The organism is Ralstonia sp. VS2407 (genome assembly GCF_052950655.1).
Genome location: NZ_JBRFVG010000011.1, coordinates 1 through 13,887, shown reverse-complemented (window position 1 = coordinate 13,887; position 13,887 = coordinate 1). Strand labels below are relative to the sequence as shown.

The following is a 13,887-nucleotide window of genomic DNA, read 5'->3' as shown; positions in this document are numbered from 1 at the left end:
GAAGACGAGCTATAGACAGTCGACATCCGGTATCCCGGCGTCAAAGGTCAGCCTCCGAGGGCCGAAATTGAGCCTCGGAGAGTCGAAGCCGGGTCTTAGAGAGTCAAACTCGAGCTCCGGAGAGTCGAACTCGAGTCTCGGAGAGTGGAGTTCGAGTCTCGGAGAGTCGGACTCGGCCGCCAGAGAGTCATGGCCGGCGCTTGGCGGCTCGTCGATGGGGCTGCATGGCCCGCGCGGTTCATTCGGCTTGCGGTTTCAGCCAATCGATGGTCGGTTGATGCTGCGCTGCCAGCCAATCATTGGCCGTCTTGAAATGCCCGCACCCCAAGAACCCGCGATGCGCTGACAGCGGCGACGGGTGCGGCGCCTCCAGCACCAGATGCCCGTCCGACAGCAGCGCGCGCTTGGCCTGCGCGTGGCTGCCCCAGAGCATGAACACGCGCTTGTGACCGACGCGCGCGAGCTGCTCCAGCAGGCAATCGGTAATGCGTTCCCACCCGCGCTTGGCGTGACTTGCGGCCTGGCCTTGCTCGACGGTGAGCACCGTGTTCAGCAGCAGCACGCCTTGTTGTGCCCAGCCTTCCAGGTTGCCGGAGGCGCCGGGCAGCTTGCAGCCGAATTCCGCTTCGATTTCCTTGTAGATATTGCGCAGGCTGGGTGGCACGCGCACACCGGCCGGCACCGAAAACGCCAAGCCATGCGCCTGCGGAATCTCGCGGCCATCAACAGTGCCCGTGCCGTGATACGGATCCTGGCCGAGGATGACGACGCGCACATCGTCCACCGAGGTCAGGTGCAGCGCGCGAAAGACATCCGTCGGAAAGATCGGCTTGCCCGCTGCGCGCTCGCCATCGACAAAGGCGCACAACTCGGGCCAGTTGGCCTGCGCGATGCAAGGCGTGAGGATCGCCTTCCAGTCGGCGGGCAGGGCGTCGAACTGTTGGGCCAGCGGGGTGAAACCCGCGGCGATCGTGTCGGCTGCGGGCTCATCGAAGAGAGCGGCTTGCGCCGGATTGGCGCGTCGCGTCACGGCTGGCCCCCAGTGGCTTTCGCGCGCAGTTGGTAGCCGCGTTGCGCCTTGCTGATGTCGAGTGGCGCGAGGCCGGTCACAGCGGCGCGCAACTTCTGCGTCCAGGCGTGCAGGCGTTCGGCAATCGCCTCTTCGGCGAGCGTGCTGCCGGCGGCGGGCTTCCACTCCAGTTCCAGTTCATCGATCGGCTCGCGTGCCTGCGTGCCGGGGATGAGGATGGCGCCAGCGTCCAGCGCGATCTCGATGTCGCCGCCATCCGCTGCGACACGCCACAGGCGGCGCGTGAAGTCGGTGCGGAACAGCGGGGCGAGTGCAGCCGCGTGTGGCCGAACATAGTCGGCAGCTTCGGCGGCGTTGTTTGCGATGAAGGCATCGACGGACAGTGCATCGCTCTGCAGCGGCACCTCCCATTCATGGCGGGCGCTCAAACCGGACGTACTCACTGCTGCGGTTTTCAGCGTTTGCAGCCATTGGCTGCCCTGACGGCGCACGCGCAGCGCGGCGCGGTTGCGTGCCAGCGCCTGGTCGGGTGTGTCGTAGTAGACGTTGGCCAATTCCACCGAGCCGGCGGCCTGCGCATGGGCGTCCAGCCAGCCGACCAGCGCGTCGTGCGTGCCGGCCGATACGGCCAGCTTCAGTTCAATCTCGCGGGCCATTGTGTGGCGCTCAGGCGAACAGGCGGGCCAGTTCGGCGCCCGGGTCGTCTGCACGCATGAAGGCTTCGCCGACGAGGAACGCGTTGACGGCGGCGGCGCGCATCTTGCGCACGTCGTCCGGCGTGAGGATGCCGGATTCCGTGACGACGATGCGATCGTCCGGCATGTGCTTGAGCAGGCCGAGCGTGTTGTCGAGCGACGTTTCGAACGTGCGCAGGTTGCGGTTGTTCACGCCCACCAGCGGCGTTTGCAGACGCAGTGCGCGGTCCAGCTCATGGCCGTCGTGCACTTCCACCAGCACGTCCATGCCGAGTTCGAGCGCGCACGCTTCGAGTTCTTCCATCAGGCCCTGGTCCAGCGCGGCGACGATCAACAGGATGCAGTCGGCGCCCCACGAGCGCGCTTCGTACACCTGGTACAGGTCGACCATGAAATCCTTGCGCAGCACCGGCAGCGGGCAGGCGGCGCGCGCCTCGCGCAGGTAATCGGCGTGGCCCTGGAAGAACTGCTCGTCGGTCAGCACCGACAGGCAGGCGGCGCCGTGCTCCGCATAGCTGCGGGCGATGTCGGCGGGCTTGAAGTCGGGGCGCAGCACGCCCTTGGACGGCGAGGCCTTTTTCACTTCAGCGATGACCGCCGCGTTCCCGGCGGCAATCTTCTCGCGCATCGCCTTGGCAAAGCCGCGGGCCCCGAGCGTGCTGTCGTTGCGGTTGGCTTCGGCTTCGGCGCGCACGCTGGCGAGATCGCGGTGCTTGCGCGCGGTGGTCACTTCTTCGGCCTTCACGGCCAGGATTTTCTGCAGGATGTCGGACATATCAGGCTTTGAACTGGTTGGTGACGCGCACGAGTTCGTCGAGCTTGGCACGTGCCGCGCCGGAGGCGATCGCCTCGCGAGCCAGCTTCATGCCGTCGCCGATCGAGCCGGCGATGTTGGCCGCGTACAGTGCCGCACCGGCGTTGAGCGAGACGATCTCGCGCGGCGTGCCGGGCTTGTTCTCGAGCGCTTCGATCAGCATGGCTTTGGACTCGTCAGCGTCGGCCACCTTCAGGCTGCGGTTGGAGACCATCTGCAGCCCGAAGTCTTCGGGGTGAATTTCGTATTCGGTCACCACGCCGTCCTTCAGTTCCCCGACCAGCGTGGCAGCACCCAGCGACACCTCGTCCATGCCGTCCTTGCCGTAGACGACCACGGCGTGCTTGGCGCCCAGGCGCTGCATCACGCGCACCTGAATGCCGACCAGGTCCGGATGGAACACGCCCATGAGGATATTGGGCGCGCCGGCCGGGTTGGTCAGCGGCCCCAGGATGTTGAAGATCGTGCGCACGCCCAGCTCCTTGCGGATCGGGGCGACGTTCTTCATGGCGGGGTGGTGGTTGGGCGCAAACATGAAGCCGATGCCCGCCGTCTCGATCGACTCGGCCACCTGTTCGGGCGTGAGCATGATGTTCACGCCCAGCGCTTCGAGCACATCGGCGCTGCCCGACTTGGAGCTGACGCCACGTCCGCCGTGCTTGGCGATGCGCGCGCCGGCCGCCGCCGCCACGAACATTGAGGCGGTCGAGATGTTGAAGGTGTTGGCGCCGTCGCCGCCCGTGCCGACGATGTCGACAAAGTGATCGGACACCTCAGCGGGCACGTCGACCTTGGTGGCGAATTCGCGCATCACGGTGGCAGCGGCTGCGATTTCGCCGATGGTCTCTTTTTTGACGCGCAGCCCCATGGTGAGGGCGGCTGCCATGACGGGCGACATCTCGCCGCGCATGATGAGCCGCATCAGGTGCAGCATTTCGTCGTGGAAGATCTCGCGGTGCTCGATGCAGCGCGTCAGCGCTTCTTGCGGAGTGATGGACATGGTCGTTCCGTATTCAGTTGGGCGCCGCCGGAGCCGCAGCCGGGGTGACCGGCTGTGCGGCGTCGCGCAAGGCGCCGATGCGCTCGCGCGACAGATCGGCCTCGCATGCGGCTTCAGCCAGATCGGCATCGGGCGCATTGCGGGCCAGGCGGCGTTGCAGGTCGCATTCGGCCTGCCGGTAGAGTTGGTGTGCGCGTACGGTGCGGTCGAATGCCATGGCGGCGCCACGGTCCGTGCCGGGGTTGTCGGCAATGCGGGCGCGCAGCATGTTGCGACGTGCCGATTCAACAGCGGTCAGTTCGGCCAGTGCCGACTTGCGTGCGGCCTGCACGCAGCGGGCGACGTTCCCGGCTTCGGGCTGGGCGGCGCGGCAGGCTTCCAGCGTACCGGCCATCGCCGGCAGGCTTGCCATCATCGCCAGCGCTACTGCCCACGCGCCGCGCATCAGACGCGTTCCTTCAGGAAGTTGCCGAGCAGCGCGTGGCCGTGTTCCGACAGGATCGACTCCGGGTGGAACTGCACGCCCTCCACCGGCAGCGTCTTGTGGCGTACGCCCATGATCTCGCCGTCTTCGGTCCAGGCGGTGATTTCCAGGCAGTCCGGCAGCGTTTCGCGCTCGATCGCCAGCGAGTGATAGCGCGTCACCTTGAAATGCCGCGGCAGGTTGGCGAACACGCCTACGCCGGTGTTTTCAATGGTGCTGACCTTGCCGTGCATCACCTTCTGCGCGCGGATCACGCGTCCGCCAAACGCGTCGGCAATGGCCTGATGGCCCAGGCATACGCCCAGGATGGGCACGCGCCCCGCAAAGTGCTTGAGCGCCGGAACCAGGATGCCGGCTTCCGTCGGCGTGCATGGGCCGGGCGACAGGCAGATGCGCTCCGGGTTCAGCTTTTCGATCTCTTCGATCGTGATCTCGTCGTTGCGATACGTGCGCACGTCCTGGCCGAGTTCACCAAAGTACTGGACGATGTTGTAGGTAAAGGAGTCGTAGTTATCGAGCATCAACAGCATGGTGGTCTCCTTAACCTCAGAAATCGGCGTCGAGGCCGTCTTGCACTTGCTCGGCGGCACGCAGCACGGCGCGCGCCTTGTGTTCGGTTTCTCTCCATTCGGCATCCGGGTCCGAATCGGCCACCACGCCGGCGGCGGCCTGCACATAGAGATTGCCGTCCTTGATGATGCCGGTGCGGATGGCGATCGCCAGATCCATCTCGCCCGAGAATGAGAGATAGCCCACCGCGCCGCCGTAGATGCCGCGCTTGACGGGTTCCAGCTCGTCGATGATCTCCATCGCGCGCACCTTGGGCGCGCCCGACAGCGTGCCCGCCGGGAAGGTCGCGCGCAGCACGTCCATGTTGGTCATGCCGGGCTTGAGGCGGCCTTCGACCGAGCTGACGATGTGCTGCACGTGCGAATACTTCTCGATGACCATCTGGTCCGTCACCTTGACGGAGCCGATTTCGGCAATGCGGCCGATGTCGTTGCGCGCCAAGTCGATCAGCATGACGTGCTCGGCGATTTCCTTCGGATCGTTGAGCAGCTCGGTGGCGAGTTCTGCGTCGCGCTCGGGCGTGTTGCCGCGCGGGCGCGTGCCGGCCAGCGGGCGGATCGTGACGATGCGGGCGGATTCGTCTGCGCCGTTGCCGTTATTTTCAGCAGCCGGCACACGGCGCTCTTCCTGGCGCACCAGGATTTCCGGCGATGCCCCGACGATCTGCATGTCGCCGAAGTTGTAGAAGTACATGTACGGCGACGGGTTCAGCGAGCGCAGCGCGCGATACAGCGACAGCGGCGCGTCGCGGAACGGCTTGACCAGGCGCTGACCGATCTGCACCTGCATCATGTCGCCGGCGGCGATGTATTCCTTGGCCTTGAGTACGGCGGTGATGTAGTCCGCCTTGTCGAACTCGCGGATGGTGTCGGTACGCACGGACGCCGACGTCACCGGGACGTCCACCGGCTGGTGCAGCTTGGTGCGCAACGCGCGCAGGCGCTGCTTGGCGCGTGAATACGCTTCGGGCTTGGACGGGTCGGCGTAGACGATCAGGTAGAGCTTGCCGGACAGGTTGTCGATCACGGCCAGCTCTTCGCAGAGCATGAGCTGGATGTCGGGCAGTTGCAGATCGTCGGGCGGGGCGGTGTCGGCCAGGCGCGGCTCGATGAAGCGCACGGCGTCGTAGCCGAAGTAGCCGGCCAGGCCGCCGCAGAAGCGCGGCAGGCCCGGGCGGAGCGCCACTTTCTGGCGGCGCTCGAACGCAGCGATGAAGTCCAGCGGGTTGCCTTCGTTCGTCTCCACCACCTTGCCGTCCGTCACGACTTCCGTGCGATTGCCCTTGGAGCGCAGCAGCGTGTGCGCGTGCAGGCCGATGAAGGAGTAACGCCCGAAGCGCTCGCCGCCCACCACCGATTCCAGCAGGAACGTGTGCGTGCCGCGGTCGTGCGATTGCGCCAGCTTCAGGTACAGCGACAGCGGCGTCTCCAGGTCGGCCAATGCCTCGGCAATCAGCGGAATGCGGTTGTAGCCCTGGTCGGCCAGCGATTTGAATTCGAGTTCGGTCATGAGCGGTCAGGTCGATTCGCCAGGCGGGGCGGTTGCGCGCCCACCGGCATGCGTTCGGTCCACGGCAAACGCAAGAGCGTCAATGATGCCGTCGGAACGTTAGCAGAACATCAGGGATGGGAACGCGCGAACGTCGTAAAAGCGACCGAGCGATCCCGCAAGGGTCGTCCGCAGCCGATAGCGGGCCAGTGGAAGACCGGCGGGCGGTCAGCGTTTGGGGCGGGAGATGCGAGGGTGGTTTGGGCGGCGCGATTGTGACGCGCCAGAGTGCCGAAACCGGGGAAGAACGATCAGCAGCCGTGCAAACGCTTACGCCCGGACGAGGGCGTGCCAGGGCCGCCAGGGCCAGGCCCCCCGGTCACCACCAGCGTCGACGCGTTTGCGATTCAGGAACATGGATCGTCAGTTGGAAGCGGCAGAGATAGCGTTGTGTGGCTCTGCATGGGGCCGGATCAACTCGGCTGCCGCAAAAAGTGTGTCGACTATAGCATCGGCTCCCGCGGCCTGTATAGGCTGGCCGTGGTTGTAGCCATACGGCACCGCGAGCACGCGCATGCCGGCCGCACGCGCGGCCCGGGCGTCGTTTTCCGAATCGCCAATGGCCACGACTTCAGCCGGGGCCACGCCAAACGCCTCCGCCACCCGCAGCATGGGGTACGGATCGGGCTTGCGATACGGGAAAGCGTCGCCTGGGTAGACGAGGTCGAAATACGTGTTCAGGCCGAGCTGCGCGAGCAGCGGCTGCGTGAAATCGTGTGGCTTGTTTGTCACACACGCGAGGGCGACGCCCATGTCGCGCAGTGCGGTCAACCCTTCGAGGACGCCGCCGTAGACGGTCACGTGTTGGCCGTTGATGGCGATGTAGGCGCGCTGGTAAGCCTCCAGGCCTTCCGCAAAGCGGCTATTTGCCTGGGCCGGTGGCAAGCGCGCATCCAGCACGCGTCGCACGAGGTTTTCCGAACCTTTGCCGACGTAGCTGACGACTTCCTCGGCAGGCATGTCAGGCGTGCCGCCAAGCGCCTCCAGCATTGCGTTGATGGCGGCGTGGAAGTCGCCTGCCGTGTCCACCATCGTCCCGTCCAGGTCGATGATGACGGCGCGGACGGGGCCGGCGGGTAGCGCGCCCGTCGTCATGCCAGGGGTGCCAGGGCTTGGCGCAGCGCGCCCACGGTGCCGCGGTAGCCGCCATCTGCATCCGGCTTGCCGAACACGGCCGAACCCGCGACGAAGGTGTCGGCGCCGGCTTTGGCAATCTCGGCGATGTTGTCTGCCTTCACGCCGCCATCGATCTCAAGCAGGATCTTGCGGCCGGTCTTGTCCTGGTATGCGTCGAGCTTCTGGCGCACGGCGCGCAGCTTGTTCAGCGCTTCCGGAATGAACGATTGGCCGCCAAAGCCCGGGTTGACCGACATGATCAGCACCATGTCCAGGCGGTCCATCACATGGTCCAGGTAGTGCAGCGGCGTGGCCGGGTTGAAGACGAGGCCAGCCTTGCAGCCGTGGTCGCGAATCAGCGCGAGCGAGCGGTCGATGTGCTCCGACGCCTCCGGATGGAACGTGATCAGGTCGGCGCCGGCCTTGGCAAAGTCCGGAATGATGCGATCGACGGGGCTGACCATCAGGTGCACGTCGATCGGCACCGGCTTGCCGTCCTTCTGTGCGTGCGGGCGGATCGCCTCGCAGACGAGCGGCCCGACGGTCAGGTTCGGCACGTAGTGGTTGTCCATCACGTCGAAATGGATCCAGTCGGCGCCCGATTCGAGCACGCGGCGCACTTCTTCGCCCAGGCGGGCAAAGTCGGCGGAGAGGATGGACGGGGCGATGCGGAAACCGGACGGATCGATGGCTGCGGACATGATGGGAGACGGATAAGGCGCGCAGAAGCGCAAAGGAGGCCGCTATTTTAGCCGGTTCGGCCGTCTGCCCGCGCCTTGCCGCTGCCACAGCCATGCCGCACAATGGGCGCCAATTCTGATTGTGGATCGACATGCCGAGCTACGAACTCACCGTCCAGGTCCGGACGCGCTATCTGCCGGAGCAATCCGAGCCGGAGCAGGGCAACTACGCCTTCGCCTATACCATCACCATCCGCAACACCGGTGACGTGCCGAGCCAGCTCATTTCCCGTCATTGGGTGATTACCGACGCCGACGAGCAGGTGCAGGAAGTGAACGGTCTGGGCGTGGTCGGCCACCAGCCGCTGCTGCCGCCGGGCGAGTCTTTCGAATACACGAGCTGGGCGACCATCAAGACGCCCGTGGGTACGATGCGCGGCGAATACTTCTGCGTGGCCGAGGACGGTCACCGCTTCGAGGCGCCCATCCCCGAATTTGCGCTGGTGATGCCGCGCATGCTGCACTGATCGGGAATCAGGGCGCGTCGGATTTGGCCGGGTGCGAATTTTTCGGGGCGGCGCTGGTCGATTCCGAAGGCTTGGCAGCGTCGCTGTGGCGCGATGGATGCTCGGGTGGGGCACGCAGCGGGCGCGGGTGCTTCTTGGCGCCCGACATCGTCCAGATCACGACGAAGATGAGCAGGAACAGCGCCACGCCGGCCTCCAGGCCGAACAGCATCATCGGATGGTTTTCAAAGAATTCGCTCATGGTCGACGGCGGGAAGCTCGGGTGGGAGGCATTGTAGCCAAGCCCGCGGCCGCATCGGACAGGATGGAACACGCATGACAGCAGCAACCTTCGACGCATTGACACCAGCACGCAACGCCACCCGTCGCCGCTGGGGCGGACTGGCCGCCGCTCTGGTCGCGGCCTTGCTTGCCGCCTGCACGAGCGGCCCCCCGCCGCGCGTCGAAACGCCGCAACCGCCCAGCGCCACGCTCGGCGGGCATCTGAGCCCCGCCACCTGGGCTGACGTGTCCGGCTGGACCGCCGATGACCTCGCTTCCGCCTGGCCCGCACTGCAATCGAACTGCCAGGCGATGAAGCGCCGCGCCGAATGGTCGCGCGTGTGCTCCGCCGGCCTGATGGTCGATGCTGGTGACCCGATTGCCATGCGCGTGTTCTTTGAAGATAACTTCACGCCGTATCGGGTCGTGAAGGACGACGGCACGGACAGTGGCCTTATCACCGGTTATTACGAACCGCTGCTGCGCGGCTCCCGCACCCGCCACGGGGCCTATCAGACGCCGCTGTACCGCATGCCGGCTGCGTGGCGCGGCAAGACGCTGCCGGCCCGTGCGCAATTGATCCGCAGTCCGGCGCTCCAGGGGCAAGAGATTGTCTGGGTGGACGACCCGGTCGAAGCGGCGTTCCTGCAGATCCAGGGCTCGGGCCAGGTCCAGTTGGAAGAGGGCGGCATCATGCGCCTGGGCGTGGGCGGCACCAACAACCAGCCGTTCCGGTCATTTGCGCGCTGGCTGCTCGACACGGGCGAAATCACACCGGTGCAGGCCACCATGCAGGGCATCAAGGCCTGGGCACGCGCCAATCCGGGCCGCGTCGAAGAGATGCTCAATATCAACCCGCGCTACGTGTTCTTTGCCGAGACGCCCGGCAACACGGGCGGGCCGATCGGCAAGTTGGGCGTGCCACTCACGGACGAGCGTTCGATTGCCGTGGACCCGACCTACATTCCGCTGGGCTCCCCGGTGTTTCTGTCGACAACCAAGCCGCTGTCGACCGATCCCATCCAGAAACTCGTTTTTGCGCAGGATGTGGGTTCAGCCATTCGCGGCGCCGTGCGTGCCGATTATTACTTCGGCCATGGCGATGCCGCGGGCGATCTGGCCGGGCGCATGAAGCAGGCGGGCCGCCTTTGGGTGCTCGTGCCGAAGGGCGGCAGCGTCGGCGTCGCCGCCCGCTAAGAAGAGGAACTAACCGCGCCGCAAGTCCACCACGCGGCGCGCTTTACCGACCGAGCGCTCGATCCCGCCGCTGGCCAGCGTCTCGATCGCGGCCGTCACACCAATCAACGACTTGATGTCGTGCGCCAGCTGACGACTCGCCGATTGGGCCGCATCCGCCGGCGCACCCAGTGCCGCCTCGATCCGCACCGTCAGCGTATCCAGCGGCCCTTCCTTGCCGAGCACGCACTGGTAGTGCGGTGACAGCGCCGCGTGCTTCAGGATCAATTCTTCGATCTGCGATGGGAACACGTTCACCCCGCGCACGATCATCATGTCGTCGCAGCGGCCGGTGATTTTTTCCATGCGCCGGAAGCCCGGACGTGCCGTGCCAGGCAATAGCCGCGTCAGGTCGCGCGTGCGATAGCGCACCACCGGCATCGCCTCCTTGCTCAGCGACGTGAAGACCAGTTCGCCGAATTCGCCGTCAGGCAGCACCTCGCCAGAGTCTGGATCAATGATCTCTGGATAGAAGTGGTCTTCCCAGATGGTCGGGCCGTCCTTGGTTTCGGCGCATTCGCTTGCCACGCCTGGCCCCATCACCTCCGACAGGCCGTAGATATCGACCGCTGAAAGCCCCATGCGCGCTTCGATGGCGCTGCGCATTTCGGGCGTCCATGGTTCGGCGCCGAAGATGCCGATCTGCAGGCTTGACGCGGCGGGGTCCATGCCCTGGCGTTCGAATTCGTCGGCAATTGCCAGCATGTAGCTGGGCGTGACCATGATGATCTGCGGCTGAAAATCGTGGATGAGCTGCACTTGTCGTTCGGTCTGCCCCCCGCCGAACGGGATGGCCGTCAGCCCCGCGCGCTCCACGCCGTAATGCGCGCCCAGACCGCCGGTGAACAGGCCGTAGCCGTAGCTCACGTGGACCTTGTCGCCGCGCCGTGCACCCGCTGCCCGGATCGAACGCGCCACCAACCCGGCCCACGTCTCGATATCCGCCAGCGTGTAGCCGACGACCGTGGGTTTGCCCGTCGTGCCCGACGACGCGTGGATGCGCGCGATCCGTTCCTGCGGCACCGCAAACATGCCGAACGGATAGTTGTCGCGCAGATCCGCCTTGGTCGTGAACGGAAACCTCGCCAGATCGCCAAGCGACCGCAAATCCGACGGATGCACGCCGGCCGCGTCGAACTTGGCCCGATAAGCGGGCACGTTCTCGTACGCGTGCGCCAGGCTGTGTTTCAAGCGTTCAAGCTGCAGTGCCTCGATGGCGTCGCGGCTGGCAGTCTCGATCGGATCGAGCGGCAGGTCGGTCGAGCGGGGGCGCATGCGGGTCTCCTCGGGGCGCCGTCGTGCGAACCTGCTCACGATCCTGCTGCGCGTCCCGATCTTGGCCCTGCGCTGCTCACTGTACCCAGGTACGGTGGCGCTTCGCGGGCCAACCTCTGGCCGCTCGCTACGGATCGTGAACAGGTTCTGAGGCGTCCTCTAATGGTGATGCGGTTTTGTGGGGGCTTTATATCGAGGTCGAACTAGGATTCTGGGCTGCCAGGGACCGGAATGACGTGGCCGCGAATCTGCGCAGACTTGCCGCGAAACATGGCGACCACCTCGCCGGCCTGGTTCGTCACGCGTACGTCGTAGATGCCGTGGCGGCCGGACAAAACCTGCTCGGTTGCCTCGGCGACGAGCACATCGCCGCCATGCGCCGGGCGCAGGAATTCGACGCTGCACCCAGCCGCCACTGTGTTGTGGTTATGGCTGTTGCAGGCAAACGCAAAAGCCGAATCGGCCAGCGTGAAGATCAGTCCGCCATGGCAGGTGCGATGTCCGTTGAGGAATTCAGGCCGCACCGCCATGGAAAGCCGGGCATAGCCCGGTGCGACCGCCTCCACGCGCATCCCGAGCCAGCGGCTGCAGGCGTCGGCGTCATACATACTTTCGCAGGCCGCTTCAGCCAGCGCCTGTGCATCGTGGAGGGTCGTTTCCGTCACGCTGATGTCCTTATTCGCCAGTGAAATGCGCCACGCGCTTGTTGAGGAACGCGTCGACGCCCTCCGCGTAATCATGAGAGTTGCCGAGTTCGCGCTGTAGGTCGCGCTCCAGATCCAACTGGGCGTCGAGCGACTGAGTGGGCGCTGCGTGCATCGCGCGCTTGATGGCGGCTAGCGCCCGGGTCGGCTGCTTGGCCAGGTGGTCGGCCATGCAATTCACTTCCGTCATCAGGATCTTTGCGTCGTGATAGACGCCCCAGATCAGACCCCAGGCGAGCGCAGTCTTGGCGTCGAGCTTCTCACCCAGCATTGCCAGCCCCATCGCCCGCGCCACACCGATGCGCTGCGGCAGGAACCACGTTCCGCCCGAATCCGGCAATAGCCCGATCTTTACAAAGGCCTGGAGGAAACACGCATTTTCGGCGGCCATTACGATGTCGCACGCCAGCGCGAGATTCGCGCCCGCGCCTGCGGCCACGCCATTCACAGCGGCAATCACGGGCAGGGGCATGGCGCGCAGACGGCGCACCAACGGGTTGAATTGCTCGTCGATGAGCTGGCCCAGGTCGGTCATCTGCCCGGGCGTGACATTGAGTTCGGAGAGATCCTGCCCTGCGCAGAAGCCGCGTCCCGCACCGGTCAGGATCAAAGCGCGGGCGCGCTGGCGCTCCACCTTGTCCAGCGCTTCGCGCAGTTCCCGGTGCATGCCGGCCGTGAAGCTGTTGAGCTGATCGGGCCGGTTCAGCGTGATGGTTGCCACGCGTTCATGCCAGTCAAGCAGAATGGTCGGGCTAGTCATCTTGTCTCCTCCTCGGTCATCGGTTCATTGATTAACCGACCGGTTGGTCGGCTAATATTACATCCATTCCAACTGGAGCTTCCATGTCCTACGAAAACATTCTGGTGCAAACGCGCGGTCGCGTCGGTCTTATTACGCTCAATCGTCCGAAGGCGCTCAATGCCCTCAACGATGCGCTCATGGATGAACTCGGCGCCGCGCTGCTTGCCTTTGATGCCGACGCCAACATCGGTGCCATCGTCATCACCGGCAGTGAAAAGGCGTTCGCCGCGGGCGCAGATATCGGCGCCATGGCCGATTACGACTTCGCCACTGTCTATAAGAACGAATACATCACGCGCAACTGGGAAACCATTCGCCGCATCCGCAAGCCGGTGATTGCCGCGGTGGCCGGCTACGCGCTGGGCGGCGGCTGTGAACTGGCCATGATGTGCGACATCATTCTCGCCGCCGATACGGCCAAGTTCGGCCAGCCGGAAATCAAGCTTGGCACCATGCCTGGCGCCGGCGGCACGCAGCGCCTGCCGCGTGCTGTCTCCAAAGCCAAGGCGATGGACCTCTGCCTGACCGCTCGCATGATGGGCGCTGAAGAGGCCGAGCGCGCCGGGTTGGTCTCGCGCGTTATCCCCGCCGACAAGCTGCTCGACGAGGCTATCCAGGCTGCGGAAACTATTGCAGGGTTCTCGCTCCCCACAGTCATGATGATCAAAGAGTCGATCAATGCGGCCTACGAGACTTCGCTCAGCGAAGGCGTACATCTTGAGCGCCGCCTGTTCCACTCCACATTTGCCACGGAAGACCAGAAAGAAGGCATGCGCGCGTTCGTCGAAAAGCGTGCAGCCGCGTTCAAGCACCAATAACGACGGCCCAGCGGGGTGACTTCGGGAATACCCGAGTAACGCCTTCGGGTATCCCGCGCCTCCTTTTGCGGCTCCTTTACGGCCGCAATCCCATGCGTAGACAAGGCTGGCGGCTATTCTTCACGAGCGCGTCATCAGCCCGTCACGACAAAGGTGTTGCCAAGCTCCGGGAACCCGCCTATAGTTCGCCCCTCGCTGCAAAAACACAGCGCCGAAACGCAAGTGGCGGTGGTGGTGTTGAGTGGTGGAGAAGCAGGAGTGGAGCGGGTTTGCGGTCGATTGTGTGGTTGGCGATTGGCGGTAGATCGGGTGGTAGTTGGCAGCGAG

16 protein-coding genes are annotated in these 13,887 nt (G+C 65.2%); 3 read left to right on the top strand and 13 right to left on the bottom strand.

Annotation, left to right across the window (positions count from 1 at the left end; all coding sequences use genetic code 11):
- Positions 1–238: 238 nt before the first annotated feature.
- The 9 genes from ACU8YE_RS17745 to rpe all read right to left on the bottom strand — a co-directional run bounded on the left by ACU8YE_RS17745 (position 239) and on the right by rpe (position 7,958).
- Positions 239–1,030, bottom strand: coding sequence for a uracil-DNA glycosylase (locus tag ACU8YE_RS17745; RefSeq protein WP_260804131.1), 792 nt, complete (start codon positions 1,028–1,030; stop codon positions 239–241).
- Positions 1,027–1,686 (bottom strand): CYTH domain-containing protein, encoded by a 660-nt coding sequence (locus ACU8YE_RS17740; protein ID WP_414561129.1) that lies wholly within the window; start codon positions 1,684–1,686, stop codon positions 1,027–1,029. Before ACU8YE_RS17740 ends, ACU8YE_RS17745 begins: the two co-directional genes overlap by 4 nt.
- A 10-nt stretch (positions 1,687–1,696) precedes the next feature.
- Positions 1,697–2,500, bottom strand: a complete 804-nt coding sequence (gene trpC / locus ACU8YE_RS17735) for an indole-3-glycerol phosphate synthase TrpC (protein WP_414561128.1) — start codon at positions 2,498–2,500, stop codon at positions 1,697–1,699.
- Between the two features lies 1 nt (position 2,501).
- A complete protein-coding gene (gene trpD, locus ACU8YE_RS17730) occupies positions 2,502–3,539 on the bottom strand; it encodes an anthranilate phosphoribosyltransferase (RefSeq protein ID WP_012436495.1) in 1,038 nt (345 codons plus the stop codon).
- A 13-nt stretch (positions 3,540–3,552) separates the two neighbouring features.
- Entirely contained in the window at positions 3,553–3,984 is a 432-nt protein-coding gene (locus ACU8YE_RS17725; RefSeq protein WP_232041115.1) for a lysozyme inhibitor LprI family protein, read from the bottom strand.
- Entirely contained in the window at positions 3,984–4,553 is a 570-nt protein-coding gene (locus ACU8YE_RS17720) for an aminodeoxychorismate/anthranilate synthase component II (protein WP_232041114.1), read from the bottom strand. The genes ACU8YE_RS17725 and ACU8YE_RS17720 overlap by 1 nt, the downstream gene beginning before the upstream one ends.
- 16 nt (positions 4,554–4,569) lie before the next feature.
- On the bottom strand, positions 4,570–6,102 hold the full coding sequence (gene trpE, locus ACU8YE_RS17715) for an anthranilate synthase component I (RefSeq protein ID WP_446929276.1): 1,533 nt from the start codon (positions 6,100–6,102) through the stop codon (positions 4,570–4,572).
- A gap of 402 nt (positions 6,103–6,504) precedes the next feature.
- Positions 6,505–7,236, bottom strand: a complete 732-nt coding sequence (locus tag ACU8YE_RS17710) for a phosphoglycolate phosphatase (protein WP_446929275.1) — start codon at positions 7,234–7,236, stop codon at positions 6,505–6,507.
- Positions 7,233–7,958 carry a ribulose-phosphate 3-epimerase gene (gene rpe, locus ACU8YE_RS17705; protein ID WP_232041111.1) on the bottom strand — a complete coding sequence of 242 codons (726 nt, stop codon included), beginning with the start codon at positions 7,956–7,958 and terminating at the stop codon, positions 7,233–7,235. The genes ACU8YE_RS17710 and rpe overlap by 4 nt, the downstream gene beginning before the upstream one ends.
- 131 nt (positions 7,959–8,089) lie before the next feature.
- Between rpe and apaG the strand changes: the two genes are divergently transcribed.
- Positions 8,090–8,464 carry a Co2+/Mg2+ efflux protein ApaG gene (apaG, locus tag ACU8YE_RS17700; protein ID WP_232041110.1) on the top strand — a complete coding sequence of 125 codons (375 nt, stop codon included), beginning with the start codon at positions 8,090–8,092 and terminating at the stop codon, positions 8,462–8,464.
- Between the two features lie 7 nt (positions 8,465–8,471).
- Here the strand turns inward: apaG and ACU8YE_RS17695 are convergent, their stop codons facing one another.
- Positions 8,472–8,705: a hypothetical protein gene (locus ACU8YE_RS17695; RefSeq protein WP_232041109.1), complete on the bottom strand. Its 234-nt coding sequence runs from the start codon at positions 8,703–8,705 to the stop codon at positions 8,472–8,474.
- A 74-nt stretch (positions 8,706–8,779) separates the two neighbouring features.
- On the opposite strand from ACU8YE_RS17695, the gene mltA reads away from it, so the two are divergent.
- Positions 8,780–9,922, top strand: a complete 1,143-nt coding sequence (gene mltA, locus ACU8YE_RS17690) for a murein transglycosylase A (RefSeq protein ID WP_446929274.1) — start codon at positions 8,780–8,782, stop codon at positions 9,920–9,922.
- 9 nt (positions 9,923–9,931) lie between these two features.
- Here mltA and paaK read toward each other — a convergent pair whose 3' ends face one another.
- From paaK to paaG, 3 genes are all read right to left on the bottom strand, one after another.
- The gene (paaK, locus tag ACU8YE_RS17685) at positions 9,932–11,236 is read right to left on the bottom strand and encodes a phenylacetate--CoA ligase PaaK (RefSeq protein WP_446929273.1); all 1,305 of its coding nucleotides are present in this window, start codon (positions 11,234–11,236) and stop codon (positions 9,932–9,934) included.
- Positions 11,237–11,439: 203 nt separating this feature from the next.
- Positions 11,440–11,907, bottom strand: coding sequence for a hydroxyphenylacetyl-CoA thioesterase PaaI (paaI, locus tag ACU8YE_RS17680; RefSeq protein WP_446929313.1), 468 nt, complete (start codon positions 11,905–11,907; stop codon positions 11,440–11,442).
- Positions 11,908–11,911: 4 nt separating this feature from the next.
- The gene (gene paaG, locus ACU8YE_RS17675; RefSeq protein ID WP_433865402.1) at positions 11,912–12,700 is read right to left on the bottom strand and encodes a 2-(1,2-epoxy-1,2-dihydrophenyl)acetyl-CoA isomerase PaaG; all 789 of its coding nucleotides are present in this window, start codon (positions 12,698–12,700) and stop codon (positions 11,912–11,914) included.
- Between the two features lie 83 nt (positions 12,701–12,783).
- Between paaG and ACU8YE_RS17670 the strand changes: the two genes are divergently transcribed.
- A complete protein-coding gene (locus ACU8YE_RS17670) occupies positions 12,784–13,560 on the top strand; it encodes an enoyl-CoA hydratase (RefSeq protein ID WP_446929272.1) in 777 nt (258 codons plus the stop codon).
- Positions 13,561–13,887 lie beyond the last annotated feature (327 nt).